This is a genomic window from Pseudoflavonifractor hominis (assembly GCF_014288125.1).
Taxonomy (GTDB): Bacteria; Bacillota; Clostridia; order Oscillospirales; family Oscillospiraceae; genus Pseudoflavonifractor_A; species Pseudoflavonifractor_A gallinarum.
In genome coordinates, this window is record NZ_JACOPR010000001.1 from 139,618 (window position 1) to 165,241 (window position 25,624).

At 62.9% G+C, this 25,624-nt stretch carries 27 protein-coding genes and 1 riboswitch; of the genes, 3 read left to right on the forward strand and 24 right to left on the reverse strand.

The window, feature by feature from the left end:
- Window position 1 precedes the first annotated feature (1 nt).
- From cobJ to rpmG, 13 genes are all read right to left on the reverse strand, one after another.
- Window positions 2-736, reverse strand: a complete 735-nt coding sequence (gene cobJ / locus H8S34_RS00690) for a precorrin-3B C(17)-methyltransferase (RefSeq protein ID WP_101693458.1) — start codon at window positions 734-736, stop codon at window positions 2-4.
- The gene (locus H8S34_RS00695; protein ID WP_186962779.1) at window positions 727-1,782 is read right to left on the reverse strand and encodes a cobalt-precorrin 5A hydrolase; all 1,056 of its coding nucleotides are present in this window, start codon (window positions 1,780-1,782) and stop codon (window positions 727-729) included. The genes cobJ and H8S34_RS00695 overlap by 10 nt, the downstream gene beginning before the upstream one ends.
- Window positions 1,779-2,537: a precorrin-4 C(11)-methyltransferase gene (cobM, locus tag H8S34_RS00700; protein ID WP_101693460.1), complete on the reverse strand. Its 759-nt coding sequence runs from the start codon at window positions 2,535-2,537 to the stop codon at window positions 1,779-1,781. The genes H8S34_RS00695 and cobM overlap by 4 nt, the downstream gene beginning before the upstream one ends.
- Window positions 2,534-3,688 (reverse strand): cobalt-precorrin-5B (C(1))-methyltransferase CbiD, encoded by a 1,155-nt coding sequence (gene cbiD, locus H8S34_RS00705; protein WP_186962780.1) that lies wholly within the window; start codon window positions 3,686-3,688, stop codon window positions 2,534-2,536. The genes cobM and cbiD overlap by 4 nt, the downstream gene beginning before the upstream one ends.
- 86 nt (window positions 3,689-3,774) lie before the next feature.
- A riboswitch (cobalamin riboswitch) is annotated at window positions 3,775-3,958 on the reverse strand.
- Between the two features lie 115 nt (window positions 3,959-4,073).
- Window positions 4,074-6,098 (reverse strand): sensor histidine kinase, encoded by a 2,025-nt coding sequence (locus H8S34_RS00710; RefSeq protein ID WP_186962781.1) that lies wholly within the window; start codon window positions 6,096-6,098, stop codon window positions 4,074-4,076.
- Between the two features lie 91 nt (window positions 6,099-6,189).
- Window positions 6,190-6,891, reverse strand: coding sequence for a response regulator transcription factor (locus H8S34_RS00715; RefSeq protein WP_101693463.1), 702 nt, complete (start codon window positions 6,889-6,891; stop codon window positions 6,190-6,192).
- 220 nt (window positions 6,892-7,111) lie between these two features.
- Window positions 7,112-7,492, reverse strand: a complete 381-nt coding sequence (rplL, locus tag H8S34_RS00720) for a 50S ribosomal protein L7/L12 (RefSeq protein WP_101693464.1) — start codon at window positions 7,490-7,492, stop codon at window positions 7,112-7,114.
- A 107-nt stretch (window positions 7,493-7,599) separates the two neighbouring features.
- Complete coding sequence (rplJ, locus tag H8S34_RS00725) at window positions 7,600-8,145, reverse strand: 50S ribosomal protein L10 (RefSeq protein WP_101693465.1); 546 nt, start codon at window positions 8,143-8,145, stop codon at window positions 7,600-7,602.
- A gap of 396 nt (window positions 8,146-8,541) precedes the next feature.
- Window positions 8,542-9,234: a 50S ribosomal protein L1 gene (gene rplA / locus H8S34_RS00730; RefSeq protein WP_101693466.1), complete on the reverse strand. Its 693-nt coding sequence runs from the start codon at window positions 9,232-9,234 to the stop codon at window positions 8,542-8,544.
- Window positions 9,235-9,253: 19 nt separating this feature from the next.
- Entirely contained in the window at window positions 9,254-9,679 is a 426-nt protein-coding gene (gene rplK, locus H8S34_RS00735) for a 50S ribosomal protein L11 (protein ID WP_101693467.1), read from the reverse strand.
- A gap of 88 nt (window positions 9,680-9,767) precedes the next feature.
- Window positions 9,768-10,292 (reverse strand): transcription termination/antitermination protein NusG, encoded by a 525-nt coding sequence (nusG, locus tag H8S34_RS00740; RefSeq protein ID WP_101693468.1) that lies wholly within the window; start codon window positions 10,290-10,292, stop codon window positions 9,768-9,770.
- 12 nt (window positions 10,293-10,304) lie between these two features.
- Window positions 10,305-10,586, reverse strand: coding sequence for a preprotein translocase subunit SecE (gene secE / locus H8S34_RS00745; RefSeq protein ID WP_101693469.1), 282 nt, complete (start codon window positions 10,584-10,586; stop codon window positions 10,305-10,307).
- Between the two features lie 39 nt (window positions 10,587-10,625).
- Window positions 10,626-10,790 carry a 50S ribosomal protein L33 gene (rpmG, locus tag H8S34_RS00750; RefSeq protein ID WP_087262704.1) on the reverse strand — a complete coding sequence of 55 codons (165 nt, stop codon included), beginning with the start codon at window positions 10,788-10,790 and terminating at the stop codon, window positions 10,626-10,628.
- Window positions 10,791-11,117: 327 nt separating this feature from the next.
- On the opposite strand from rpmG, the gene ruvX reads away from it, so the two are divergent.
- Together ruvX and H8S34_RS00760 are read left to right on the forward strand one after the other, a co-directional pair.
- The gene (ruvX, locus tag H8S34_RS00755) at window positions 11,118-11,537 is read left to right on the forward strand and encodes a Holliday junction resolvase RuvX (RefSeq protein WP_101693470.1); all 420 of its coding nucleotides are present in this window, start codon (window positions 11,118-11,120) and stop codon (window positions 11,535-11,537) included.
- Between the two features lie 58 nt (window positions 11,538-11,595).
- Window positions 11,596-11,901: a putative quinol monooxygenase gene (locus H8S34_RS00760; RefSeq protein WP_101693471.1), complete on the forward strand. Its 306-nt coding sequence runs from the start codon at window positions 11,596-11,598 to the stop codon at window positions 11,899-11,901.
- On the opposite strand, the gene H8S34_RS00765 is transcribed toward H8S34_RS00760, so the two are convergent.
- From H8S34_RS00765 to H8S34_RS00790, 6 genes are all read right to left on the reverse strand, one after another.
- On the reverse strand, window positions 11,898-12,260 hold the full coding sequence (locus H8S34_RS00765; protein ID WP_186962782.1) for a sulfite exporter TauE/SafE family protein: 363 nt from the start codon (window positions 12,258-12,260) through the stop codon (window positions 11,898-11,900). The two genes, H8S34_RS00760 and H8S34_RS00765, sit on opposite strands and share 4 nt — an antisense overlap.
- On the reverse strand, window positions 12,254-12,634 hold the full coding sequence (locus H8S34_RS00770; RefSeq protein ID WP_235964270.1) for a TSUP family transporter: 381 nt from the start codon (window positions 12,632-12,634) through the stop codon (window positions 12,254-12,256). Before H8S34_RS00770 ends, H8S34_RS00765 begins: the two co-directional genes overlap by 7 nt.
- Window positions 12,635-12,699: 65 nt before the next feature.
- The gene (locus tag H8S34_RS00775; RefSeq protein WP_101694000.1) at window positions 12,700-13,395 is read right to left on the reverse strand and encodes a tRNA threonylcarbamoyladenosine dehydratase; all 696 of its coding nucleotides are present in this window, start codon (window positions 13,393-13,395) and stop codon (window positions 12,700-12,702) included.
- 116 nt (window positions 13,396-13,511) lie between these two features.
- The gene (locus tag H8S34_RS00780; RefSeq protein WP_186962784.1) at window positions 13,512-15,059 is read right to left on the reverse strand and encodes a peptidylprolyl isomerase; all 1,548 of its coding nucleotides are present in this window, start codon (window positions 15,057-15,059) and stop codon (window positions 13,512-13,514) included.
- A gap of 133 nt (window positions 15,060-15,192) precedes the next feature.
- On the reverse strand, window positions 15,193-16,359 hold the full coding sequence (locus H8S34_RS00785; protein WP_186962785.1) for an alanyl-tRNA editing protein: 1,167 nt from the start codon (window positions 16,357-16,359) through the stop codon (window positions 15,193-15,195).
- A 94-nt stretch (window positions 16,360-16,453) separates the two neighbouring features.
- On the reverse strand, window positions 16,454-18,685 hold the full coding sequence (locus H8S34_RS00790; protein ID WP_186962786.1) for a hydratase: 2,232 nt from the start codon (window positions 18,683-18,685) through the stop codon (window positions 16,454-16,456).
- 212 nt (window positions 18,686-18,897) lie between these two features.
- Here H8S34_RS00790 and H8S34_RS00795 point away from each other — a divergent pair, with 212 nt between their 5' ends.
- The gene (locus H8S34_RS00795; protein ID WP_186962787.1) at window positions 18,898-20,493 is read left to right on the forward strand and encodes an N-acetylmuramoyl-L-alanine amidase family protein; all 1,596 of its coding nucleotides are present in this window, start codon (window positions 18,898-18,900) and stop codon (window positions 20,491-20,493) included.
- A gap of 289 nt (window positions 20,494-20,782) precedes the next feature.
- On the opposite strand, the gene H8S34_RS00805 is transcribed toward H8S34_RS00795, so the two are convergent.
- The 5 genes from H8S34_RS00805 to tsaE all read right to left on the reverse strand — a co-directional run bounded on the left by H8S34_RS00805 (window position 20,783) and on the right by tsaE (window position 25,602).
- Complete coding sequence (locus H8S34_RS00805) at window positions 20,783-22,453, reverse strand: formate--tetrahydrofolate ligase (RefSeq protein ID WP_195278495.1); 1,671 nt, start codon at window positions 22,451-22,453, stop codon at window positions 20,783-20,785.
- A 168-nt stretch (window positions 22,454-22,621) separates the two neighbouring features.
- The gene (gene eutH / locus H8S34_RS00810) at window positions 22,622-23,704 is read right to left on the reverse strand and encodes an ethanolamine utilization protein EutH (protein WP_101693478.1); all 1,083 of its coding nucleotides are present in this window, start codon (window positions 23,702-23,704) and stop codon (window positions 22,622-22,624) included.
- A 76-nt stretch (window positions 23,705-23,780) separates the two neighbouring features.
- A complete protein-coding gene (upp, locus tag H8S34_RS00815; protein WP_101694001.1) occupies window positions 23,781-24,410 on the reverse strand; it encodes a uracil phosphoribosyltransferase in 630 nt (209 codons plus the stop codon).
- 20 nt (window positions 24,411-24,430) lie between these two features.
- A complete protein-coding gene (tsaB, locus tag H8S34_RS00820; RefSeq protein ID WP_243207866.1) occupies window positions 24,431-25,156 on the reverse strand; it encodes a tRNA (adenosine(37)-N6)-threonylcarbamoyltransferase complex dimerization subunit type 1 TsaB in 726 nt (241 codons plus the stop codon).
- Window positions 25,153-25,602, reverse strand: coding sequence for a tRNA (adenosine(37)-N6)-threonylcarbamoyltransferase complex ATPase subunit type 1 TsaE (gene tsaE / locus H8S34_RS00825; protein ID WP_186962788.1), 450 nt, complete (start codon window positions 25,600-25,602; stop codon window positions 25,153-25,155). Before tsaE ends, tsaB begins: the two co-directional genes overlap by 4 nt.
- Window positions 25,603-25,624 lie beyond the last annotated feature (22 nt).

Here is a 25,624-nt window from a genome sequence, read left to right on the forward strand (position 1 = left end):
CTCACATCCCCCGCTGGAGGTAGCCCCGGGGGGTGACCATCTTTCCGCCGATGAGGCAGGTCTGCCGGTTGCCCACAAAGACCGTGGTAAACATGTCCACCTGGGTCTCCCGCAGCTGGGCAAGGGTGCAGGTATGGGCCTCCTCCCCGGCGCGGCCGATGTTGCGGACATAGCCGCACACGGTATCCGGGCTCTTCTCCTCCAGCAGGATGTCACAGGCCCGCTGGAGATAGTCGGCCCGGCTCCGGCTGGAGGGATTGTAGAGGCAGAGCACAAAGTCGGCCCGGGCCGCCAGGCGCAGGCGATTTTCGATGGTCTCCCAGGGAGTCATCAGGTCGGAGAGGGAGACCACTGCAAAGTCGTGGGTCAGGGGCGCGCCCAGTACGGCGGCTCCCCCACAGGCGGCGGTGATGCCGGGGACCACCTCGATCTCGATGGGCGGATAGTCCCGGGATACCTCGTACACCAGGGCCGCCATACCGTACACCCCCGAGTCGCCGGAGCAGACCAGGGCCACATCCCGGCCGGCCGCTGCCTCCTCCACCGCCATACGGCAGCGGTCCACCTCCCGGCGCATACCGGTGGAGCGGCGCTCCTTGTCGGGGAACTGCCCCTCCAGCAGGGCAATATAGGCGGTGTAGCCCACGATCAGGTCGCAGCGCTCCAGCGCCTCCACGGCCCGCCCGGTCAAATCGGCCCCGGCGCCGGGGCCCAGTCCTATCACGGTCACTCGCATGGTGTTTCCTCGCTTCCTTCTTCAAATGAGACGGCCCATGGCCGCCGGGCCACCGCAACGGTGACCCCGTCTGCCGCCTGCTTGGGGACCAACAGCGCTCCCCCCGCCCGCACGGCGGCACGCTCGCAGACATTGTCCACCCCGGTCACCGAGCGGACAAAGGCGGAGGGGGTAAAGGCTCCTGGTGTCTCGGCCAGTTCCTCCGCCGTCCAGACCCGCAGGGGCAGCCCTTGGGTCCGGCAGAACTCCAGCAGCCCCGGCTCCTCCTGTTTCAGATCAATGGTGCTCACCTGGAACACCGCGCGCGGATGGAGCCGGAAGGCCTTCAGGGTCTCCTCCACCGCCCGGGCAATGGCCTCGGCGCTGGTTCCCTTCCGGCAGCCGATGCCAAGGGTGAGCACCGGTGGGACAAGACGCAGGGTCACCGGGCAGGGTGCCTTTTCCACATCCGCAGTCAGGACGATCCCCACCTCAGACGGCCCCGACGAGAGGCCCTCCGGCCGCTCTCCCTGTATAGGAAAATCACTTTGCAGCCCTACGGAATCCCCCGCCAGAAGGGCAGCGGACACCCGTTTGGCCGCCATTTTACTGTCAATGTATAAACCTTTACACTTTGCCCAGCTATCCACCGCGAAACGCCCGTTCACATCAGTGGCGGTGGAGATGGCTGCCGTGCCGCCCGTGAGCCGGGCCACCCGGCGGGCCAGGTCGTTGGCTCCGCCTACATGGCCGGAGAGGAGTGGGACCACCCAGGCCCCTCCCTCGTCCACACTGACCACGGCGGGGTCGGTATACTTGTCCCTCACCCAGGGGGCGATGGCCCGGACCGCGATGCCGCAGGCCCCCACAAAGAGGAGCCCCTCGCAGTCGGTAAAGCGCGCTCCCGTCCAGTCGGCCAGCCGCTCATAGGAGGCTGTCCCCAGTTCCTGGGCCAGCCGTGCCGGGAGGGCCAGCTTCACTTCCTCCCCCTGTTCCTCCAGTGCCCGGGCCAGGGAGCAGGCCAGACCATATCCCCGGCGGGTGAAGGCGGTGAGGGCCAGTCTCATACCTCGATCCCCTTCCGGCAGCCGTGGGTAAAGGTCGGGTCATAGAGCTTGGAGCGCTCATAGTCCTCTCCCAGGAACCGTCCCACGGTGATGAGGGCGGTCTTGGTGACGCCGTTGGTACGGGCGGTCTCCGCCAGGGTGGAAACCGTACAGCGGAACACCCGCTCCTCTGGCCAGGTGGCCTTGTAGACGATGGCCGCCGGGGTGTCGGGGGCATATCCCCCCGCCATCAGCTCCCGCTCCACCTCCTCCAGCAGGCCCGTGGAGAGGAAGAGCACCATGGTGCAGCCGTGGCTGGCCATCTTGCGCAGTGCCTCTCCCTCGGGCACCGGCGTCCGCCCGGCCATACGGGTGATGATGACGCTCTGGGAGACATCAGGCAGGGTGTACTCCGCCTGAAGGGCGGCCGCCGCGCCGGAGAAGGAGGAGACGCCCGGCGTCACATCGTAGGAGATCCCATCCACATCCAGGGCGTCCATCTGCTCCCGGATGGCCCCGTAGAGGGAGGGGTCCCCTGTGTGGAGCCGGACGGTGGTCTTGCCCGCCGCCTCGGTCTCCCGCATGACGGCCAGAACCTCCTCCAGGGTCATGGAGGCGCTGTCATAGACCTGACAGCCCTCTTTGCGGTACTCCAGCAGGGCCGGATTGACCAGGCTCCCCGCGTAGATGATCACGTCGGCCTCCCCCAGAAGGCGGGCCCCCCGGACCGTGATCAGGTCGGCCGCACCCGGTCCGGCGCCAATAAAATGGATCATAAGGATTCTCCTTCCCCGCGCCTGTGGCGCGCCAGCAGTTCACTGGCCCCCGGGGTCTGCCCCAGCAGGCCAAAGCGGTTGGAAAAGACCACCGCCTGAATTTCCATCTCCTCCCCCGCCCGATGGCGGAGGTTCTCATAGAGCGCCCTGGTCAGAGAGGCCATCACGTCCTCCCGCAGCCCCGCCTCCTCCAGAAGCTCCAGGGCCGCGTCGGTAGTGGCAGCTTCAAAGATCCGTTCCACCAGCCCCCGGGGCGCGCCGCACAGGGCGGCGTGGGCGGCCATGGTCTCCCGGCGGCCGTCCGCCGTCCGGGAGTGTGTGTTCATGGCGCCGCCGGCCACCTTCACCAGCTTGCCCAGATGCCCTACCAGCAGGAAGCTGGAAAAGCCCAGCCCCGCCGCGTGGTCGATGGCTGCGCCCAGGTAATTGCTGCAGGAGATGCAGCCCTCCGTCTCCAGACCCAGATGGTCCCGGGCGTAGTCCTCCCCATAGTTGCCCGGCGTGACCAGCAGGTGCTGTACCCCGGCGGCATGGGCCATGTCCAGCTCCAGCGTGATGGAGTCCACCAGAGCCGCCTCGCTCATGGGGCGGACGATCCCGCTGGTCCCTAGGATGGAGATCCCACCCTGGATCCCCAGCCGTGGGTTGAAAGTCTTGCGGGCCAGCACCTCTCCCCCGGGGACGGAGATGACCGCCTCCAGTCCGCCGTGGTCCCCTGCCTCCCGCAGGGCGGCCGCGAGCTGCTCGGCGATCATCCGGCGGGGGGTGGAATTGATGGCCGCCGCGCCGGGGGGCTGGTCCAGCCCAGGTCGGGTCACCCGGCCCACACCTTCTCCCCCGTCCACCCGCAGCGTGCCGTCGCTCCGCCGGGAGACTCTGGCATAGATCCGCATGCCATCGGTCACATCCGGGTCATCCCCGCCGTCCTTTTCCACGGCACACATGGCCCAGTCCGCTCCAGCGGACCAGTCCAGCAGCTCCACCTGCACCCGCACGCCGGCGGGGGTGTCGATCTCCACTCCGGCCGGGCGAATACCAGTCAGCAGGGCCTGCGCCGCGCCCCGTGCCGCCGCCGCGGCACAGGTGCCGGTGGTATAGCCGCAGCGCAGCCGCTGCCGCCCCACCGGGATATAGTATTCCAGCTTCGGCATGCTCCACCTCCCCACAGAAAAAGCCCGCCTCCAGAGGAGACGGGCCGCAGATCTGCACAGGCAAACAGCGGCGCTCTCCACCTAAGAGCGACGTCGGCCAAAAGGCAGGTCTCCTGGCTTGCGCTTCTTCCGCCGGCGTCCCTTCTCGGCAGAGCCAATGGGTCTGACGCCTTTGTCCGCGCTTACAGTAGAGGTAAGACTGCGCCGGATTTTCACCGGCTTCCCTTTTCAGCGGCGAGCCCTCGCCGCACCGTTTGGCAGTTACTAGACATTAGTATAACCATATCCCCGCAGAAAGTAAAGTGGATTGTCTATTTTGTACACATCTTTTCCCATAGAAATGCCCTGCGGACGGGGACATCCTCCCATCCGCAGGGCATTTGGCTTATACTGACTCCGTTCCTTCCGGAAGGGAGGGCTGGACACACGGGAATTCCACCTCCACGGTGAAGAGGTCGGCGTCGGTCCGCAGCCGGAAGGTTCCGCCGCAGGCCTCGGTAAAGCTCTTGGCGATGGCCAGACCAAGCCCGCTCCCGCCGTCGCTGCGGCTCTCATCCCCCCGGACAAAGCGCTCTGTGAAGTCCTTTTCCCGGGACAATTCCTCCCGGGAGATGTTCTGGACGCACACCCGCCCGCTCTCCCCGTTGGTCTCCAGGGTGAGGTAGGCCCGGGAGCCCTCCAGACTGTACTGGAGCACATTCTGGATCAGGTTTTGAAAGACCCGGTAGAGCCGGTCGCCGTCCGCCCGGATGAGGACCGGCTCCGCCGGAAGCCGGGTGCGCAGATCCAGACCGCTTGCGGCGATGGGCTCGGCCTGGTCGGCCAGGGTCTGCCGCAGCAGCTTGGCCAGGTCCAGCTCCTCCCAGTGGAGATTCAGATTTCCGGAGGCCGCCTTGCTCACGTCAAAGACCTCCTGTACCATGTTCTTCAGGCGCTGGGCCTTGTCGTTGAGGATGGTCACGTAGTCCCGCACATGGTCAGGCAGTTCCTCCTCTTCCAGAAGGGCCGCATAGCTCAGGATAGAGGTCAGCGGGGTCTTGAGGTCGTGGGAGACGTTGGTGATGAGCTCTACCTTCATCCGCTCGCTGCGCAGCCGTTCCTCCACCGCCTGCTGAAGGCCGCTGTCGATGTCGGCTACCGCCTGGGAGAGCCCGGCCAGAGGTCGCTCCGCCGCCAGCATGGTCCCCTGCTGTTTCCTGCGCACCGCCTCGATCTGATCGGAGAGAGCCCCCAGGTCTTCGATCATCGCCCGCTCCTCCTTCCAGTGGAGAAAGACGATCCCCAGCAGCACCAGCCCCACCAGCCCGATCAGGAATGGGACCCAGATCCGGATAGAGCCGCTGCGCCAGGCCGACAGAAACAACTCCAAGTCAAAGGCCGCGGCCCCCAGGGCCAGAATCACCACGGCCATCAGGTGGACCACTCCGCTCCGCATGGCCCGGCGCTGGAGGGGCAGGTCCAACCCATCTCCCCGCAGCTTTCCCGCCAGCCAGCCGCAGAAACTCACCCGGCACAGACGGCCCCGATTGCAGAGGAAGTCGTTGAGGTAAAACACCAGAATCCAGCACAGGCCGATGGCAAAGACCAAGAAAATAGGATCAGCAATATAGGACAGGGACACCATCAGCGGTCCCACCAGGAGCGCCAGGAGGAGCAGCTTGATCTCCAGCCAGATCTTCCCCGTGAGGCGTCCAGCCGCCCGGAAGGTCAGCGCCATCCAGCGCCGCCACAGGAGGCTCCACACCACCAGCGCCACACCCAGCAGGAAGCAGCCTCCCACGATACATACCGCAAGGCGCTTATATCTCAGGGTCTCCGCCACTTGATAGATCCTGTTGGTGTTGGGGCCGTAAAAATCCACCGGTGTTTCGGCCGCCGCCAGCCGGATCGTCACGCCGTCCCACGGCTTCCCGCTGCCGTCAGCAGGCTCCTCCCCGCCGGGCTCTTCAGGGACCGCTGTCGCCATGGGAGTGGCTGCCCCAGTGATGCTGGAGAGATCAACGCCCTGGCCGCTGTCGGTCCAACCTCCGCCCACAAAGAGCTCGGTGTCCAGATTGCGGTAGCCGGGCAGTTCCCACTGCTCCCACCGGTCCCGGTAGACTTCGTCTCCATAGACATCCACCTCGGCACCATCCTTCCAGATCTGCACCTTGCCGTCCCGGTACTCCAGATAGAAATTATAGCCCGGTTCCTGATGTCCCATCAGATTTCCCGTGATGCCGTTGAGGTTGCTGGCCAGCAGCTTCTCGTCCTTCCAAATCCCCCAGCGGAGGTTTTCATCCTGGAAGCAGGAGGGCTCTTCCCCGGTCAACACAAACTCCAGCATGGTATGCAGGTCATAGCTGATCTCCCTGCGGAAGCGCCGGGTATCCTGATAGTCGCTGTGGAAACCGTCCATAATGTCTCTCAAGTGCAGACTACGGGCGCCCAACAGTCCGATACCTCCAAAAATGGCCATGAGCGTCAGTCCGATCAGGAGGAACAGCACACTCAAAATACCTTTACTTTTTTTCCATTTTGTATCCAATGCCCCACACCACCTTTAAATACTCCGGTTCCTTTGGATTGAGTTCGATCTTCTCCCGGATGTGCCGGATATGGACCATGACCGTGTTTTCCGAGGCATAGGCCTCCTCCCCGTCCCACACCCGGCGGTAGATCTCCTCAGCCGGAAAGATCCGTCCCAGATTGCGCATCAACAGATCCACGATGCGAGTCTCAGTAGCGGTGAGTCGGACCGGTTCTCCATCCACCCGAAGCTCCAGCGCCTCCGGCAAATAGGTAAGACGGCCGTTGACGATCTCTCCGCTCCGCTCTTCCGCATGGACGTCCCCCAGCCGGGTATACCGACGCAGCTGACTGCGGACCCGGGCCAGCAGCTCTTGGGGATTGTAGGGCTTGGACACATAGTCGTCCGCCCCCATGGAGAGTCCCAGGATCTTGTCGCTGTCCTCACTCTTGGCAGAGAGCACGATGATGGGCAGGTTCCGTTTCTCCCGGATCTTCATCAGTGCGGAGAGCCCGTCCAGCCTGGGCATCATCACGTCCAGCAGGATGAGCTGTACCGAGCGCTCACAGGCCAGCTCCAGTGCCTCCAGGCCGTTGTAGGCCCGCAGCACCCGGTATCCCTCCTTCTCCAGCAGCAGGGCAATGGCCTGGACGATCTCCCGGTCGTCATCTACTACCAGTACACACGCTTCCATCTAGACATCTCCTCCACCGTTTGAACTTCCCCGATCGGTCCCGATCTCCTTCCGGCAAGGATAGGATAACAGGCGCTTCTTATGGTTTTCCAGGGGCATTTCTTAGCAATTTCTTAACGTTATCCCATCATAGCATTTGATCCGTCCGCCGTCAAAGGGCATAAAAAAACGTGCGTGCCCCGATTGGGACACGCACGTTGCAGTACAGCAAGAGAAACTCTTACTTCAGCTCGACCTTGGCGCCGGCCTCCTCGAGCTTCTTCTTCATCTCCTCGGCCTCGTCCTTGGAGACACCCTCCTTCAGAGCCTTGGGAGCGCCCTCGACCAGGCCCTTGGCGTCAGCCAGGCCCAGGCCGGTGATCTCGCGGACAACCTTGATGACCTTGATCTTAGCAGCAGCGTCGAAGCCGGCCAGAACCACGTCGAACTCGGTCTTCTCAGCAGCAGCCTCGCCGCCGGCAGCGCCACCAGCAGCGGGAGCGGCCATAGCAGCAGCGGAAACGCCGAACTCCTCCTCCAGAGCGTGCACCAGCTCGGACAGCTCCAGAACAGTCAGGCCCTTAACCTCTTCAATCAAAGCAGTGATCTTCTCGCTAGCCATGATAAGATACCTCCTAAATTCAATCATTTAAAAAATAAGTTTGAGTCTCCCCAGTGCGGGGATGCGGGGAACAGAACCGCTGTCAGGCGGGTACTGACGTACCAACCTTACTCGGCAGCGGGAGCCTCCTCGGCGGGAGCAGCCTCGACGAAGCCGCCCTTCTCCTCGGCGATCGCCTTGAGGACGATAGCCAAGCTGGTGATGGGAGCCAGCATGGTGCCCAGAACCTGAGCCTGCAGGACTTCCTTGGAAGGCAGGTCGGACAGAGCCTTGATCTCGTCCAGAGACAGCACCTTGCCGTCCATGAAACCGGCCTTGATGGTGAACTTCTCGCCGTTGAACTGCTTGGCGAACTTCGCGATCACACGCATGGGAGCGATGGGGTCACCATGGCTCAGGGCCAGAGAAGTGGTACCATTCAGAACGGAATCCATCTCCTCCAGACCCACGTTGTTGATGGCGAAACGAACCAGGGTGTTCTTCACAACAGCGTAGTCCAGCTCGTTCTTGCGGCACTCGGCACGCAGGGCGGTATCCTCGGCAACGGTGATACCCTTATAGTCCACCAGAACACCGCTGGCAGCGGTCTTCAGCTTCTCAGTCAGGTCGGCGACAATGGCCTGCTTCTCACTCAGAACCTTTGCGTTAGGCATGTGGGATTCACCTCCATGAAATAAAAAATGCTATTCTCATGCTCAAAGCACGAAAACAGCACAAAGAAAGCTTCTTCACTTGCTGCATTCTCGGCGGGGCTTATGGCTGCCCGCTGTCTTTGAACACGCGAATTATTATATCACCCCGGACAGGCTATGTCAAGCATAACCTGTCCGGAAATGATCTTTTTTGTGGGGACGGATGTACTCCGCCCTGTCACGCTATGGCTCGCGCACAATCGGGGCGCGGCCTTCGCGCTTCCTTGGGCACGCTCCGCACCCTCCGCTGCGGCACACTGCGCCCCGCTCCGCCGGAAATGCCGCTCCCCCTACGGGGTCGCCTGTTTTCCGGTCTGCGCGGTTCACTGTGCGCCTGCTTCGGGCGATTCGCGCTTCTTACACCAGCTTGGCGCCGTTGATCTTCACACCGGGGCCCATGGTGGTGGCGGTGACACAGCTCTTGATATACTGACCCTTGGCGGCAGCGGGCTTAGCCTTGATGATGGCGCCCATAAGAGCGGTGAAGTTCTCGGTCAGCTTCTCAGCGCCGAAGGACACCTTGCCGATGGGGCAGTGGATGATGTTGGTCTTGTCCAGACGGTACTCGACCTTACCGGCCTTGATCTCCTTGACAGCCTTGGCCACGTCGGGGGTGACGGTGCCGGCCTTGGGGGAGGGCATCAGGCCCTTGGGGCCCAGGACCTTACCGAGGCGGCCAACCACGCCCATCATGTCGGGAGAGGCGACGACCACATCGTAGTCGAACCAGTTCTCGGACTGGATCTTCTGCACCAGGTCCATCTCGCCGACGAAATCAGCGCCGGCCTCCTTGGCGGCCTCAGCCTTGTCGCCCTTGGCGAAGACCAGCACGCGCTGGGTCTTGCCGGTGCCGTGGGGCAGGACGATGGCGCCGCGGACCTGCTGGTCCGCATGGCGGGAGTCAACGCCCAGCTTGACGTGCAGCTCGACGGTCTCGTCGAACTTGGCGGTGGCGGTCTTCACGACCAGGTCCATAGCCTCAGCGGCATCATAGAGAGTGCCCTTCTCGATCTTCTTGGCGCTCTCGACGTACTTCTTACCTCTAAACATTGCTTCTCCCTCCTTCGCCTTAGTCGCCCACGACAACGCCCATGGAGCGGGCGGTGCCGGCGATCATGCTCATGGCGGACTCGATGCTGGCCGCATTCAGGTCGGGCATCTTGGTCTCCGCGATCTTGCGGACGTCCTCCTTGCTGATGGTGGCAACCTTGGTCTTGTTGGGCACACCGGAACCAGACTCGATGTTGCAGGCCTTCTTGATGAGCACGGCGGCGGGAGGAGTCTTGGTGATGAAGGTGAAGGAGCGGTCGGCATACACGGTGATGACGACGGGGATGATCATGCCCACGTCATTCTTGGTGCGCTCGTTGAACTCCTTGGTGAAAGCGGCGATATTCACGCCATGCTGGCCGAGGGCGGGGCCCACAGGGGGGGCGGGAGTCGCCTTGCCGGCAGGAATCTGCAGTTTGACGTAACCAGTAACTTTCTGTGCCATTTGAAACAGCACCTCCTACTTAAATGTGGTTGAGACGGAATTGATACAATTCCTCCCACGTGCGGGGGATACGGGGTCTTTCACCCGTTTAGTCGTCGACCCGCTCCACCTGATCGAGCTCCAGCTCGACAGGGGTCTCACGGCCGAACATCTCGACCACGACGCGCACTTTGCTGCGCTCCAGGTCGATCTCTTCCACGGCGCCCAGGAAGGACTCCAGCGCGCCTTCGGTGATCTTGACGCGGTCGCCCACTTCATAGCCGACCACGACTTCCTTCTTCTCCACACCCATGGAGGCAACCTCCTCCTCGGTGAGGGGAATGGGCTTGCTGCCCGAACCCACAAAACCAGTCACGCCGCGCACGTTGCGCACCAGGTGCCAGGTCTCGTCGGTCATGACCATCTTCACCAGCACATAGCCGGGGAAGACCTTGCGGTCCACGGTCTTTGGCCCGTTTTCGGTGATCTCGGTAACCGTCTCCATGGGGATGTTTACCTCATGGATGAGATCGCGCATCCCGCGGTTTTCCACCGCCTTCTCAATGGAAGCAGCTACGGTGTTCTCGTAACCAGAATAGGTGTGCGCGACATACCACTTCGCGTTATCTGCCATACTCGCCGCTCCTTAACCCTTGAACAGATTCATGAGCGCGGCGAAGACGGACTGCGCCAGCCAGTCAAACGCCCAGATGCAGATGCCAATGACGATACAGCACACGATGACGACGACGGTGTTGTTGATCGTCTGCTTTTTCGTGGGCCACTGGACCTTCTTGAGTTCGACCTTCATCTCGCGGAACCACTTGCCGATGCGGGCGAAAAAGCCAGGCTTGGACTTCTTGACGTCCTTCTTGGACTTGTCCGCCTTGGCGGCAGCGGCCTGCTCGTTCTTCTCGTAATCAGGCATTCCGTACACCCTTCTTTCTTAATGAGAGATACATTCTCATTACTTGGTCTCGTTGTGAACCGTATGCTTTCTGCAGAAGGGGCAGTACTTGTTCAGCTCCAGACGGTCGGGAGTGTTCTTCTTATTCTTGTTGGTGTTGTAGTTTCTCTGCTTGCACTCGGAGCAGCGGAGGGTGATCTTCACCCGGGAACCTGCCTTTGCCATGTGTTCGGCACCTCCTTCAATAGTTGAGCGGTACACCGGCATAAAAAAACGCCGGATACAGCCCTTGGCCGAATCCAGCGACGTGGGCGCACTGCGCCTATCGTCACGGTGCGGACTCGGCATGTCTGCCTCCCTATGTCCTCGCCTGGAGGGGAGGGTTTCATGCCCGTCACACCGTAAAAACGCGCACAAAAGAAAAGCCCTCTTTCATAGGTGTTTCCAGAATAGCACACCCTCCACCGAAAGTCAAGCTTCTTTTGAAATAAAAATTGACTTTTTCCTTCTCTGCCCGGATAATAGAACCAGACACGAAGGAGGAATGAAACCATGCGCATTATGGCCATCGACTACGGCGATGCCCGCACCGGGATCGCCATATCGGACGCCACCGGTCTGCTGGCCGGCTTTACCACCGTCATCCACAGCCGAAAGAGCGAGGTGGTTGCGGAGGAGATCGAAAAGCTGATCGCCGCCCACGGGGTGGAGGAGCTGGTCATGGGCTTCCCCCGCAATATGGACGGCACAGAGGGCCCCCGGGCCGAGCTCTACCGGGCATTCGCCGGACAGCTGGAGGAGCGTACCGGCCTCACCCCGGTGCTCTGGGACGAGCGGCGCACCACCGTGGAGGCCCACAGCATCCTCCACGCCAGCGGTAAGAAGATGAAGCAGCACAAAAAGACGGTGGACGCCGTGGCCGCCACGCTGATCCTGGAGGGCTATCTCACCCTCCGCCGGAACCGCCCCTGATCCCATCTCCTCCGGCGTGCATCCCCGCACATCATGTTTTGGAAAGGAGTCTTTTCTCATGCATATCGTGCTCAATGTGACCTACACCCTCCACCCCGGCGCCCGGGAGGCCTTCCTGGCCGCCCTTCAGCAGAACCAGCTTCTGGAACAGGTCCGCGGAGAGGCGGGCTGTCTCCAGTATGAGCTCTTTGCCGCCGTGGAGTCTCCCGACCGGCTGGTGCTGCTGGAGCACTGGGACAGCCAGGCCCATCTGGACGCCCATATGGCGGGCGCTCCCTTCCAGGCCATCCACCAGGTGGAGCAGGCCCACGTGGCCCAGGTGGATGTCCGCCGCTTTGATGTGAGCGCCGGAGAGAAGGGTTAACGGGGCCGGGCGAAGAGCTCCCGCACCCCTACCACCAGCAGGAAGCCCCCAAAGCACCGGTGGAGCAGCTCCACCTCCAGCCCTGTGGCCACCCAGGCCGCCAGTGCGGTGCCCGCCAGTCCGGCCAGGATGGCGGGCACCGCTGTTTTTTTGTCTACATACCCGTTGCGCACATGGGAAACGAGGGCGGTGGACGCCGTGGGCAGAAAATAGAGCAGGTTGATTCCCTGGGCCAGGTGCTGGGGGATTCCGGCGACCGCGGTCAGATAGAGGAGCAGAAGGGTCCCCCCGCCCACGCCGAACCCGGAGAGGATGCCGGTCAGCCCGCCCACCAGCACCGCCCCCCACCAGGCTACCATCCCAGCAGCGCCTTCCCCCCGCCGTAGAGAAGGAACGCGCCGAAAATCCGGCGCAGCCACAGGATATTGACCCCCCGGAAGAGCTTTCCGCCCAAGAATCCCCCTGCCAGTCCCCCCACCAGATAGGGCAGCGCCAGGGACAGATCCAGCCCGCCCCGGAGCCAGTAGATCCCGGCCGAGAGCATGCACAGGGGCAAGATCACCGCCACCGATGTGGCGAAGGCCCGGCGGGGCTCCAGCTGACAGCGGCCCAGGAGCATGGGCACCAGGATCATCCCCCCTCCCCCGCCGAAAAAGCCGTTTGCCAGCCCCGCCAATCCACCTGCAACCAGGGCGGCCAGGGGCAGCCGCTGTTTTTTTCCATTCTGATTCATCAAAAAGCATCCCTCCATTGGTCTCAGTCTGCCAATGGAGGGATGCTTTTATTCCAGATTCCGTTCTATGCCTGGTTCCGTCCGGCAAGTGTCATGATCACATCGCCGGCCATCATCAGCCCCGCGCAGGAGGGCACCCAGGATACGCTGGCGGGCACACTGCGGCGTCCCGGCGGCGGGGCCTCCCCGCTCTGGTCCGTGACGGCGGGCAGCTCGGGAGACCAGACCACCCGGTGGTGATGGATCCCCCGATTGCGCAGTTCCTTGCGCACCACCCGTGCCAGGGGACAGCCCTCTGTTTTGGAGATGTCGCTGATGCGGAACTGGCTGGGGTCCAGCTTGTTGCCCGTGCCCAGTGCCGAGATCATGGGGATTCCCCGTTCCAGCGCGGTCTGGATCAGATCCAGCTTGCAGGAGACCAGGTCGATGGCGTCCACCACAAAATCATAGCGCTCGCCGAAAAACTCCTCCCGGCAGGCTCCCTCATACCGTTTCACCACCGGTGTCACCCGACAATCCGGGCTGATATCTCTCACCCGGGCGGCCAGTGCCTCTGCCTTGGGCATCCCCAGGGTGGAGTGGAGGGCCCCCAGCTGCCGGTTCAGGTTAGTCATTCCCACCTCGTCATGGTCCACCAGGGTCAGCGCGCCGATCCCGGCCCGGGCCAGGGCCTCCACAGCCCAGCTTCCCACGCCGCCCAGACCGAACACGGCCACATGGCTGTTCCACAGCCGCTCCATGGCGGCCTCCCCCAGCATCATCTCCGTACGCAAAAAGGCTTCCTGTCCCACTGTGTTCACTCCTTCCGCCCGATAAAACAGGGGCGGGGCAATGCCCCGCCCCCTCAGGCTGTCAAATTCAAATGGTCTCGTGCAGATCAGCCGATATACTGGATACCGGAGCCGTCCACAGCCTCATAGCCCTCCTGCAGGCCCTCCAGCCAGGTCTGGACGTCGGCATCCCGCAGATCGTTCTCCGCGGTGTACTTCCACAGAGGATCACCCACGCTGTCCAGATACATCACATGCCAGCCCTGCTGTCCGGACTGGGTATTCTCCACCAGGCCGGTGTCGCCCACCTTGCGGCCATCGGCAAAGATCCAGTTCAGGAACTCAGGGAAGAAGCTGGTGCTCCGGGTCACATCCTCATAGAGGCCGCCGTTGTCCTTGGAGCCGGGGTCCTCGGAGTTGGCCTTGGCCAGCTCGGCAAAGGAGTCGGCGCTCTGATCGCCCGCCTTGAACTGATCCAGGATCTCCTGGGCCTTATCCTCGGCGGCCTGCATGGCCTCCTCGGTGGGCTCCTCCGCCCCCTCGGCCACCTCGGCCTTCACCAGGATGTGGCGGATATTGGCGGTGCCGAAGTCGTCCTCGTTGCGGAAGCGCTCCACAAACTGCACCACATAGTAGCCGGAGCCCTCGGACTCGACCACCGTGATGTCGCCGGCCTTACGGCTGCTGTCGCTGAGCCACTCCTGATAGGGGCCAGCCAGGGCGCTGCCCACATGGCTCATCTCTCCCTCATAGGTGAGGTCCTCGTCCTCCGCCTTGGCCGCCTCGGCCGCCGTGGCAAAGTCAGACTTCTCCACCTCGCTCCGGAAGGCGTCGGCCTTAGCCTTGGCCGCCTCCATCGCAGCGGTCTGCTCCTCTTCCGTGGGCTCCACGGTGTTGCCCTCTTCATCGGTGGTGCTCTCCGCGGTGCCGCTGAAGAAGATGGTGTGATAGCGGAAGGTATCCAGGTCCGCGGAGTTCTCGGTGTAATACTCCTCCAGCGCGGCGTCATCATAGGTCAGGCTGTCGGAATAAGCGGTCTGGTACTGAGAGGCCAGAAGGCTCTCCTCCAGGCAGCTGCGCAGGACCTTTTCATTCATATAAGAGCCAAAGTAGGCCTTGAGGAAGCTGTTCAGGCTGGGGTAGCCGCTCTGGCTGGCGCCGCTGCGGTAGCTCTCCAGGGCGGTCTCCAGCTGCTCCTGGCTCTCCTCGGTCAGAGTCACGCCCTCTTCCCGGGCCGCATCGGCCAGGGCGGCCTCCTTGATCATGGTAGCCTTCGCCTGCTCCATAAAGAGATCATAGAAGGTCTTGCCGCTCTCCTCGTCCACCACCTGGTCCCGGTCGGACTTGGTGGAGTCATAGCCCATCATGGACAGATAATAGCCGTAGCTCTGCTTGGTCTGCCCATAGTAGTAGGAGACCTCAGCGGGGCTGTAATCCCGTCCGTTGATGGTCATAGCGACGGTACGGCTCTGGAAGAAGCCGGAATTCCAAACCAGCAGGGCCACCACCAGGACGGCCACCACCACGCCGATGACCGTATAGATCACCGTATTCCGCTTCTTGATGGCAGCTTCCTTGCGCTCCTTGATCTGCTTCTGGGTGAGCCCCTGGTTGGGGTCATCCTGGCGCTGCTTCTTTTCTCTGGATGCGCTCATTTTGTTCAGTCCTCTCGTAGTAATTCCCGCGAAGGGTAGTCTTCGCATAAACAACTTGACATTATACAGGAAAAGCCGTTTTCTTTCAAGTCCCAAGGCGGCTTCTCCGCCCGCTACATCCAGTTTTTACGGTTTATTCACACTTGTCCCACCAGGCTTCGATGGCCGCCCGGCCGGCGGTGACGCTGCCCTGGACCATCCCGGCCGAGCCGCCGCCCCGTCCCTCCAGGGCGGCATTCATCTCCCGGACCAGCGGCCGGAGATCCCGCCCCGCGGAGCCCAGAATATAGCGGAAGCGTCCCTCCTCCGGGGCAAAGGCGGCACACAGTCCGATCCCCCGCTCCAAGGCGGCGTTGACCAGCGCCCGGAGCCCGTCGGTGTCCAACTCTTCAAAAACCAGTACCCGCTCGGTCTCCCGGGGCAGAAGCTCCGCCTTGGCACAGGCCAGTGCCCGCCCCAGCCGGGCAGCGCGGAGCTTGGTCTGTTCCAGCTCCCCGCTCATCCGGCGGGCGGCCTCCGCCACGTCCTCCTGCTTGGCCGAGAGCAGATTGGAAATGGCCGTGATGCTCTCCTGCTTGCGCATCACATCCTCCACCGCCCGGCTGCCGCAGAGCATGCGCAGGCGCACGCCCCCCTTCCAGTTCTGCATGGAGAGCAGGTGGATGAGCCCCACCTCCCCCGTCCGCCCCACATGGGGCGCGCAGCAGGCACACCGGTCATACCCGGAAATGGTGACGATACGAACGTGCTCCTTCAGATCCAGCTTGCTGCGGTATTCCAGGTGCTCCAGCTCCTCCGGTGCGGGGTAGGCACACACCACGGAGACATTCTCCGCCACTGCCCGGTTGGCCCGGCGCTCTACCTCCTGGACGTCCGCCCAGGTCACCGGCCCGCTCAGGTCGATGGTGACCTCCTCGTCTCCCAGATGAAAGCCCACGTTCTCCAGTCCGTAGAGGGTGTGGAAGAGGCCGGAGACGATGTGCTCTCCGGTGTGGCACTGCATCCGGGAAAAACGCACCTCCCAGTCGATCTCCCCCCGCACGCGGGTACCCACGGGCAGAGGACGGTCCGTGTGGTGCCAGATCGTGCCCTCCGCCTCCTGGGTGTCGGTGACGGACAGGGGCTCTCCCTCCGCCGGGTACAGGCTTCCCACATCGCCGAACTGTCCGCCCCCCTCTGGAAAGAAACAGGTCCGGTCCAGGGCGATCCGCCATCCGCCCTTCCGCTCCTCACAGGCCAGAACCGTGGCCTCCACCGAGCGGATATAACTGTCCAGATCATACACGCGCTCTGTCATCATAGTACGTATTTCTCCTTTTCAACCCTTGGAAAACAAGTCTTTTGTCAAAAGCGGGGACCCGCGGCGCGGGTCCCCGTCTTTTCGATGGCTTACCTTATTTGGCGTAGTAGTTGATGAGGCATCCGGCCAGGATGATCTCCCGCTCTTCCTGGGTGATGCCGGGCAGCTTGAGGGTCACTGGACGCTCCGCTCCGTTCTGGATCAGGACGGCCTGGATGCTCTCCTCGCCCCGCTCCAGCGCGGCACGAATCCCGGGCAGATAGAGCTGATCGCCGGGCTGGATGTTCCAATCCTTCACGTCCTCGGCGATGAAGGGGAGCATGCCCCAGTTCACCACATTGGAGCGGTAGCGCTTAGTGGCAAACTCCGCGCACAGGTTGGCGCAGCCGCCCAGCACCCGCTGGCAGGAGGCCGCCTGCTCCCGGGCGGAGCCGTCACCGGGCTTGAGGGCCATGACGAAGGAACCCAGGCCGGTGGTCTTGGGATCCCGTCCCATGAGGGCATCGGTGGCCTCTCCGGCGCGGCGCTTGCGCTCCTCCGCCAGGATGGCCTTGGCACGGGGCACATACTGGGGATCCTTCCGGGACAGGGCAAACTCGCTCAGCCGCAGGGGGTTGGAGCGATAGGAGGAGGTCTCACCGGAGGGGATCAGCTCGTCGGTGGTGGTCACCGGATCGTAGATGGCCGCCGCCGCCGTGAGGAGCAGGTTCTCCGGCAGGGGAATCTGCTCAGGCCAGTCGGCGATGTTGGGGCCGTAGACCAGCTCAGTCTCGGGCTTTGCCTTCCCCACGCCGAAATAGACCCGGGAGCGGTAGGCCGAATCGTCATAGCTCCAGCTCTCGTCCTTCTGATCGGCCGGGCAGTCGGGCAGCTCATCCGCCCCAGTGAGCACGCCGCCGTTGCGGGCGGTGGCCGCAATGGAGCGGGCGTCCATCAGGGCCACATAGGAGATCTGGCCCTCGCCGGGCTTGGAGCCCTCCCGGTTGGGGAAGTTGCGGGTGGAGTGGCGGATGGAGAAGGCGCCGTTGGCGGGCACGTCTCCCGCGCCGAAGCAGGGGCCGCAGAAGCAGGAGCGGATGGAGGCACCCGCCGCCATCAGGTCGGCGATGTAGCCCTGCCGGGTCAGCTCCAGATTGATGGGCATGGAGCCGGGGTAGCAGGAGAGCCAGAACTCATCCGGTCCGATGGCGCTCCCCTTCAGGATCTGGGCGGCGCGTACCAGGTTCTGATAAGTACCGCCCGAGCAGCCGGCGATGACGCCCTGATCCACCCGGAACTGTCCATTCACCAGCTTGTCGGTGAGGGGCGCGGCGCCCTTGATCCCCAGCTGTTCGGCCGCGTCGGCCTCCACCTGGCGGAGCAGCTCCCGGGCGTTGGCCTTGAACTCCCGGATGGTATAGGCGTTGGAGGGATGGAAGGGCAGGGCGATCATGGGCTCCACCGTGGACAGGTCCACCTCCAGAAGGCCGTCATACCAGGCTCCGTCCGCAGGGGCCTGGGCCTTGAACTCCTCGCCCCGGCCCAGGGCAGTCAGATGCGCGCGGGTCGTCTCGTCGGTGCTCCACACCGAGGACAGGCAGGCAGTCTCGGTGGTCATAACGTCGATGCCGGAGCGGTAGTCCATGGACAGGCTCCCCACGCCGGGTCCAAAGAACTCCATGACGGCGTTCTTTACCACGCCTTCCCGGAAGGTAGCCCCGATGATGGCAAGGGCCACATCCTGGGGACCCACGCCGGGCCGGGGCGCACCGGTGAGATGGATGCCGATGACCTTGGGATAGGCGATGTCATAGGTCTTGCGCAGGAGCTGACGGGCCAGCTCCGGTCCGCCCTCGCCGATGGCCATGGTACCGTAGGCGCCATACCGGGTGTGGGAGTCGGAACCCAGGATCATCTTGCCCGGCGCGGCATACCGCTCCCGCATATAGGAGTGGATGACCGCCTGATGGGCAGGTACAAACTCACCGCCGTACTTCTTGGCGGCCGAGAGGCCGAAGACATGGTCATCCTCGTTGATGGTGCCGCCCACCGCGCACAGGGAGTTGTGGCAGTTAGTGAGCACATAGGGCAGCGGGAATTCCGTCAGCCCGGAGGCCCGGGCAGTCTGGATGATGCCCACATAGGTGATGTCATGGGAGGCCATGGCATCGAACCGGATGGCCAGACGGTCCATGGTGTCCAGGGTGTTGTGGGCCTTGAGGATGCCGTAGGCCATGGTGCCCTCTCTGGCCTGGGCGGGGGCAGGCAGACCGGCGGTCCGGCCCTCCTCCTCCGAGAGGAAGGCGCCGGAACGGTAGTAAACGCCGGAACGTGTGATTCGAATCATGTGGTTTCCCTCCAAACGGTGTCGCTCTCATTTAGCGATTTAGTTTATTGTATCAAGAAGCGGCAGAGAGCGCAACCCTTCCAAGCCCCTTCTTTCCCGATTTTGCACAAGTTCTTTTGAAATTTATGTCAACTATTTTTCCTGGATTCGGTTGACGGATTTTCTCCTTTCCGGTAAAATTATGTCTGCAATTCTCAGAAAAGGAGTCCGTCATGAAAAAAACTTTCCTATGTCTCCTCGCCATGCTCTGTCTGCTGGCCGGCTTTCTCACCGCCCAGGCGGCCGGACCGGCGGGAACGTTGAGCGTCTCTTTTTACAGTGAGAGCGCCAAGCGCTATGACGCCCCTGTCCAGACTGATCTGGTTCAGCTCCAGCTGGACGGCACGGCCCTTACCCCGCCTGACGTCCCGGCCCTCATCCAGTACATCGGCGGCGCAGGGCGGACTCTGGTCCCGGTGCGTCTGGTCTCGGAAGCCCTGGGTGCCGACGTGCTCTGGGTCAACGACACCCGTCAGGTCATCATCCAGAATGAGAGTCAGACCATCGTGCTCACCCTGGGCTCCTCCAAGGCAACGGTCAACGGCACGATTACCGATCTGCCCGGCGGCGTTCCGGCCGGTGCCGTCAAATACAACGGAAAAGAGAGCACCATGGTCCCCCTCCGGTTTGTCTCCGAGACCCTGGGTGCGGAGGTCCTCTGGGATAATGACACCTTTACTGCCGATATCCGTACCGGTGCAGTTACTCCGACTCCCACGCCCACGCCGACTCCGACTCCTACGCCCACGCCGACTCCTACGCCCACGCCGACTCCTACGCCCACACCGACTCCCACTCCCACGCCGACCCCTACGCCCACACCGTCGCCGGAGCATGAGGATCGGGGCACCATCGTGCGCATCGAGCAGGATGACAACGCCCAGTCCATCTTTATCGCCACCAACCACGTTCCGGAATACCGGGTGGTGGATCTGGGAAGCCGGGTCGCCGTGGATATTCTGGGCACGGTCATCGACCCGGGCAGCGGCAGCATCACCGTGGAAAACGAAGTGATCACCGCCGTCCGCTACGCCCAGCACGGGGACGACCTGGGATACAGCTATCCCCACACGGTGCGCGTGGTCTTTGACCTGGCGGAGGGCTTTACCTACTCGGAAAATATAACCGTAGAGAAGCAGGTGGGCGGCGTTCTGGTGACCTCCCACTATGAGGATGTGGCGCCTCCTCCGGACATTCCCACCGATCCCATCGACCCCTCCACGGCCACCATTGTGATCGACCCCGGCCATGGCGGCTCCGCCTCCGGCGCCTACTACGAGGGGATCATGGAAAAGGATCTCACCTTCCCCATCAGTCTCTATCTGCGGGACATTCTGGAGGACGAGGGCTACAACGTAATCATGACCCGGGAGAGTGACGTCTACATGACCCTCTCCGACCGCTGTGCGGTGGCTAATGAGGTGGATGCCGACCTGTTCATCAGTATCCACTGCAACGCCTTAGCCAACAACACGAATTACCAGGGGCTCATCACCTTCTATTCCACAGGCAGTACCAAGGGCCAAAAACTGGCCCAGGCCGTCCAGGACGCCACGGCGGAGGCCACCGGGGCCATCAACCGCGGCATCCGGAATAACTCCGACTATACCGTCCTGCGGCAGACCAAAATGCCCGCCATTCTGGTGGAGACCGGCTTTATGTCCTCCCATGAGGAGCTCATGCGCCTGTCCGACCCGGCCTACCAGCAGCTTCTGGCTCAGGGCATGGCGGATGGTATCATCCGGTACCTGAACTCTTCTTCCTCATAATTACAAAACAAAAAACCCTGTCCGGGCACTGCGCACCGGACAGGGTTTTTTTATGAACACGGAATGGAACGCTTAGAACAGCCCGGAGATCACGCCGTTCTCGTCGATATCGATCTTCTCCGCCGACGGCACCTTGGGCAGGCCGGGCATGCTTCCCAAAGCGGCGGGCCGCTTTGGGGCCCTTTTCTTTGATCTGCTCGGGCGGAATCAATCCGCCCAGCATCAAGCATTTGGCTTTGCCAAAGGACTTGTTGCGCCGCACCTGCGGCGGACATGACCATTCCCGGCCTTAGAACAAACCAGAGATCACGCCGTTCTCGTCGATATCGATCTTCTCCGCCGACGGCACCTTGGGCAGGCCGGGCATGGTCATGATATCACCGGTCAGGGCAACGATGAAGCCGGCACCCGCCGAGACCTTCAGGTTGCGCACCGTGATGCGGAAGCCCTTGGGAGCGCCCAGGAGAGTCTGATCGTCCGAGAAGGAGTACTGCGTCTTGGCCATGCAGATGGGCAGATTGCCGTAGCCCAGTTCAGTCAGCTGCTTGAGCTGCTTCTTGGCGTTGGGGGTCAGATCCACGCCCTCGGCCCGGTAGATCTTGGTGGCGATGGCGTTGAGCTTCTCCTCAATGGAGGCGTCTGACTCATAGCAGTAGCGGAACTGGTTGGGCTGCTCGCACAGACGGACCACTTCCTCGGCCAGGGCCTTGCCGCCCTCGCCGCCCTTGGCCCACACCTCGGACAGGGCCACGTTGACGCCCAGCTCCTTGCACTTGTCCTCCACCAGCTTGAGCTCGGCGGCGGTATCCGTGGGGAAGGCATTGATGGCCACCACGCAGGGCAGGCCAAAGACCTTGGTCACATTCTCCACGTGCTGGAGCAGGTTGGGAAGGCCGGCCTCCAGCGCGGTCAGGTTCTCCTGATTCAGATCGGCCTTGGCCACGCCGCCGTGGTGCTTCAGGGCGCGGACGGTGGCCACGATCACCACAGCGCTGGGCGCGAAGCCCGCTGCACGGCACTTGATGTCCAGGAACTTCTCGGCACCCAGGTCGGCGCCGAAGCCCGCCTCGGTGACCACATAGTCGCCCAGCTTCATGCCGGTGTCGGTGGCCATGATGGAGTTACAGCCGTGGGCGATGTTGGCAAAGGGTCCGCCGTGGATGAGCGCGGGGGTGTGCTCCAGGGTCTGGACCAGGTTGGGCTTGATGGCGTCCTTCAGGAGGGCGGCCATGGCGCCCTCGGCCTTCAGGTCATGGGCGGTGACCGGCTTGTCATCCCGGGTATAGGCCACGACCATGCGGGCCAGGCGGGCCTTCAGATCGGTCAGGCTGGTGGCCAGGCACAGAACTGCCATGATCTCGGAGGCCACCGTGATGTCGAATCCGTCCTCACGGGGCACGCCGTTGGGCTTGCCGCCCAGGCCGCAGATGATGTTGCGCAGCTGACGGTCATTCATATCCACCGCGCGCTTCCAGGTGATCTTGCGCACGTCGATATCCAGCGCATTGCCCTGCTGAATGTGGTTATCCAGCATGGCGGCCAGCAGGTTGTTGGCCGCGCCGATGGCGTGGAAGTCACCGGTGAAGTGGAGGTTGATCTCCTCCATGGGGACCACCTGGGCATATCCACCGCCGGCCGCGCCGCCCTTCACACCGAACACGGGGCCCAGGCTGGGCTCGCGCAGGCAGAGAACGACCTTTTTGCCCAGCTGATTGAGGGCATCGGCCAGTCCCACACTGGTGGTGGTCTTACCCTCGCCTGCCGGCGTGGGGTTGATGGCGGTCACCAGCACAAGCTTGGCCTTTCGAGGCATCTCTCGCAGGGGGTTGAGATCCAGCTTGGCCTTGGTGCGGCCATAGGGCTCCAGCATGTCCTCGGCAACTCCAAGCTTGGCGGCCACTTCTGCGATGGGCAGCATTTTCGCTTCCTGCGCGATTTCGATATCCGTTTTCATCGGAATACAGCCTCCTTTATCCATTATCCATGTTCGCTTTCCGTTTGTTGTATGTAATCAATGGAATGTCCCGACTCCGGGAAACTCTGTTTCCATACTAGCACGGAAACGGAGGCATTGTCAAGACTTGGCAGTTTAGTTTTTGAAATTTTCTTCTCAAGGCATCCGACCCCCTTATTGTCCCTCCGACTTGACCCGCGGATAGAAGAGGGCCGCTGCGCCCAGCGCACACACGCCGCCCAGCAGCTTGGAGGCCACAAAGGCCGCCACCACCGGTCCCGGCTCCACGCTGGCGATAAAGGCCATCTGTCCCCCCAGGGCAAAGGCGCCCGACACGGAAAAGGCGGCGTTCATGGCCTTTCCTCTGGGGTCCATCTGGCTGAACAGAGGGAGCATGGAGAGACTGGTGGCCAGGCTCAAAATCAGACCCACCGCCGCGGACTCATTCACACCCATCCAGCCCGCAAGGCGCCGGATGGGTCCCTGGCACCAGGCCAGAATCAGCCGGGAGAGCACCATGGCCCCGCAGACCACCGCGGTGATCTTCAGCACCACCACAAGGGCCTCCTCCGCCAACCCCGGCTCCGAAAGATTCCACGCCGGGAGAAAGAGTCCCAGCACCACCAGCGCGAAGAGCACAAAGCTCAGCGCCCGCACCCCGTTGCCCAGCAGCAGAAGCACCCGGGTGGTGGGGCCGGTGGCCTTCCAGAGGGCCAGGCAGAGCCCCGCACAGACCAGCAGAATGGGGGCGCAGGTCCTTGCCAGCTCCCCCCATCCCACGCCCAGCAAAATGCCTCCGCTCAGAAGGGCGGCAGGGAGGGTGACGATCCCCAGCACCAGTCCCCGCATCATGGCGCCCACCTCTTCCCGCCCGATCCCGGCCAGAGAGAGGGGCAGCACAAAGCTCAGGGCACAGCCCAATGTGGAGGAGACGATCACACCGGCAAACCGTCCTACCGCCGGATTCCCCGCCATTTCCCGGGCAATGGACCACCCGCCCAGGTCGGGGGCCAGGATGCAGCCCACCAGTACGCAGGGGTCAAAGGGGAGCACTCCGGCGAGAGCCGCCACCGCCTGGGTATTGCCCCGCACCGCGGTGATGCCCAGACAGTACAGCCCCACCAGGGAGATGGCCAGCCTGCCCATGGAGTCCACACCCCGTCCAAAGGGCTCCGCCAGTCCCATCCGGCCGCCCAGCAGCTGATCCAGCAGCCCCAGGGCCGCCAGAACCAGCAGAAACGCAATCAATCCATTCATATTCTCTCATCCCGCCATAAAAAGAGGGACGCCCCGCGCATATACCGGGGGCGTCCCTTCATCCAGTGTGATATTCTTACTTGGTGCCGAAGATACGGTCGCCCGCATCGCCCAGGCCGGGCACGATGTAGCCGTGCTCGTTGAGCTTCTCATCCACAGCGGCCACATAGATCTCCACGTCGGGATGATCCTTGTGGACCCGCTCGATGCCCTCGGGGGCAGCGATGATGTTCATCAGCTTGATGTGCTTGACATCATAGTTCTTGATGAACTGGATGGCCGCGGAGGCGGAGCCGCCGGTAGCCAGCATGGGATCGAGGATGATGATGTCACGCTCGGCAATGTCGTTGGGCATCTTGCAGTAGTACTCCACGGGCTCCAGGGTCTCGGGATCCCGGTACAGGCCGATGTGGCCCACCTTGGCGGCAGGGAGCAGCTCCAGAATGCCGTCCACCATACCCAGGCCGGCCCGCAGCACGGGAACGATGGCCAGCTTCTTGCCCGCCAGGGTCTTGAACTTGGCGGTGGTGATGGGGGTCTTGATCTCGACCTCCTCCAGCGGCAGGTCGCGGGTGGCCTCATAGCACATAAGGGTGGCGATCTCGGAAACGACCTCCCGGAACTCCTTGGAGCCGGTGCGCTCATCCCGCAGGATGGAGAGCTTGTGCTGCAGCAGCGGGTGGTCCAGAATGTGTACCTTTTCCATGTCCATGGTATCTTCCCCTTTTATCTTGTTTTCTCAGCGGCTTCCTCCGCCCGGAGCCTTTCCAGCCGCTCCCGTTCCGCCTGAGAGAGGCGGTGGTAAACAGGGACCAGGCCCTGCGCGTCGGTCAGCGCCCCGGTTCGGGCCTGCTCCAGTGCCGCCCGGGCAACTCCCCAGGCGCTCTGATAGCGCAGATGGGGCGGTGCCAAATGGACATCCAGCCCCTGTTCCTTAAACGTAGTATAACATAAAAGCGCGCCGTCTCCAACCAGAATTTGCGGATTTTCCCTGTTTTTTAACTCGGCCGCCAGTTCCGGCAAGCCGATGGCCCGGTCGGGCGTGAGGCGCTCCAGTCCCTCTCCCGTTCCCCGGAAGCAGGCATTGTAGACCTGGCTGCGCCGGGCGTCCATCACGGCGCAGATCTCCCCGCCGGTGTGGGCCATGGTCCAGGCCATGGCCTCCAGGGTGGAGACCCCTGCACAGGGCTTTTCCGCCGGCCAGGCCAGTCCCTTGGCCGCCGCCACGCCGATCCGCAACCCGGTAAAGGAGCCCGGACCGGCCGCCACCGCGATGAGATCGATCTCATCCAGGGTGGAAGCGCAGCTGTCCAGCATATGCTCCAGCATGGGCATCAGCGTGCGGCTGTGGGTCAGGCCGTTGTTCTGGAAGGACTGGGCGATCAGCTTCTCCTCCTCACACAGCGCCACGGAACAGGCCGTGGCCGAGGATTCCAGTGCCAAAATCTTCATGCTCTCCCCTCCTTCTCCGTGAGCGCGGGGGCCCCGGTGATGGTGAGGAGACGCTGGTCCTCTCCTGCTCCCCGGCGGATATCCACCCGGATACAGCCCGCTTCCAGGGCCCGCTCCACATTTTCGCTCCACTCTACGGCACACACGCCGCCCCGGGCCAGATAGTCCTCCCAGCCGATGTCAAAGAGCTCCTCCTCCGAGCCAAGGCGGTACATATCAAAGTGAAACAGCGGCAGACGGCCGCCCTCATATTCGTTGACGATGGTAAAGGTGGGACTGGTCACCCGCTCTGCGATGCCCAGGCCCCGGGCAAGCCCCCGGGTAAAGGCCGTCTTGCCCGCCCCCAGGTCTCCGGAAAAGGCCACCACCGACCCGGGTGTCAGCACCCGCGCCAGGGCCTCCCCCAGCGCCTCGGTATCGTCCACACAATTGGAAACATATTCCATGGATTCACGCTCCTTCAAACCG

Coding starts and splice junctions, on each gene's coding strand:
- cobJ (WP_101693458.1), bottom strand. CDS start 736: ATGCGAGTGACCGTGATAGGACTGGGCCCCGGCGCCGGGGCCGATTTG.
- H8S34_RS00695 (WP_186962779.1), bottom strand. CDS start 1,782: ATGAGACTGGCCCTCACCGCCTTCACCCGCCGGGGATATGGTCTGGCC.
- cobM (WP_101693460.1), bottom strand. CDS start 2,537: ATGATCCATTTTATTGGCGCCGGACCGGGTGCGGCCGACCTGATCACG.
- cbiD (WP_186962780.1), bottom strand. CDS start 3,688: ATGCCGAAGCTGGAATACTATATCCCGGTGGGGCGGCAGCGGCTGCGC.
- H8S34_RS00715 (WP_101693463.1), bottom strand. CDS start 6,891: ATGGAAGCGTGTGTACTGGTAGTAGATGACGACCGGGAGATCGTCCAG.
- rplL (WP_101693464.1), bottom strand. CDS start 7,492: ATGGCTAGCGAGAAGATCACTGCTTTGATTGAAGAGGTTAAGGGCCTG.
- rplJ (WP_101693465.1), bottom strand. CDS start 8,145: ATGCCTAACGCAAAGGTTCTGAGTGAGAAGCAGGCCATTGTCGCCGAC.
- rplA (WP_101693466.1), bottom strand. CDS start 9,234: ATGTTTAGAGGTAAGAAGTACGTCGAGAGCGCCAAGAAGATCGAGAAG.
- rplK (WP_101693467.1), bottom strand. CDS start 9,679: ATGGCACAGAAAGTTACTGGTTACGTCAAACTGCAGATTCCTGCCGGC.
- nusG (WP_101693468.1), bottom strand. CDS start 10,292: ATGGCAGATAACGCGAAGTGGTATGTCGCGCACACCTATTCTGGTTAC.
- secE (WP_101693469.1), bottom strand. CDS start 10,586: ATGCCTGATTACGAGAAGAACGAGCAGGCCGCTGCCGCCAAGGCGGAC.
- rpmG (WP_087262704.1), bottom strand. CDS start 10,790: ATGGCAAAGGCAGGTTCCCGGGTGAAGATCACCCTCCGCTGCTCCGAG.
- ruvX (WP_101693470.1), top strand. CDS start 11,118: ATGCGCATTATGGCCATCGACTACGGCGATGCCCGCACCGGGATCGCC.
- H8S34_RS00760 (WP_101693471.1), top strand. CDS start 11,596: ATGCATATCGTGCTCAATGTGACCTACACCCTCCACCCCGGCGCCCGG.
- H8S34_RS00765 (WP_186962782.1), bottom strand. CDS start 12,260: ATGGTAGCCTGGTGGGGGGCGGTGCTGGTGGGCGGGCTGACCGGCATC.
- H8S34_RS00770 (WP_235964270.1), bottom strand. CDS start 12,634: ATGAATCAGAATGGAAAAAAACAGCGGCTGCCCCTGGCCGCCCTGGTT.
- H8S34_RS00775 (WP_101694000.1), bottom strand. CDS start 13,395: ATGATGCTGGGGGAGGCCGCCATGGAGCGGCTGTGGAACAGCCATGTG.
- H8S34_RS00780 (WP_186962784.1), bottom strand. CDS start 15,059: ATGAGCGCATCCAGAGAAAAGAAGCAGCGCCAGGATGACCCCAACCAG.
- H8S34_RS00785 (WP_186962785.1), bottom strand. CDS start 16,359: ATGATGACAGAGCGCGTGTATGATCTGGACAGTTATATCCGCTCGGTG.
- H8S34_RS00790 (WP_186962786.1), bottom strand. CDS start 18,685: ATGATTCGAATCACACGTTCCGGCGTTTACTACCGTTCCGGCGCCTTC.
- H8S34_RS00795 (WP_186962787.1), top strand. CDS start 18,898: ATGAAAAAAACTTTCCTATGTCTCCTCGCCATGCTCTGTCTGCTGGCC.
- eutH (WP_101693478.1), bottom strand. CDS start 23,704: ATGAATGGATTGATTGCGTTTCTGCTGGTTCTGGCGGCCCTGGGGCTG.
- upp (WP_101694001.1), bottom strand. CDS start 24,410: ATGGAAAAGGTACACATTCTGGACCACCCGCTGCTGCAGCACAAGCTC.
- tsaB (WP_243207866.1), bottom strand. CDS start 25,156: ATGAAGATTTTGGCACTGGAATCCTCGGCCACGGCCTGTTCCGTGGCG.
- tsaE (WP_186962788.1), bottom strand. CDS start 25,602: ATGGAATATGTTTCCAATTGTGTGGACGATACCGAGGCGCTGGGGGAG.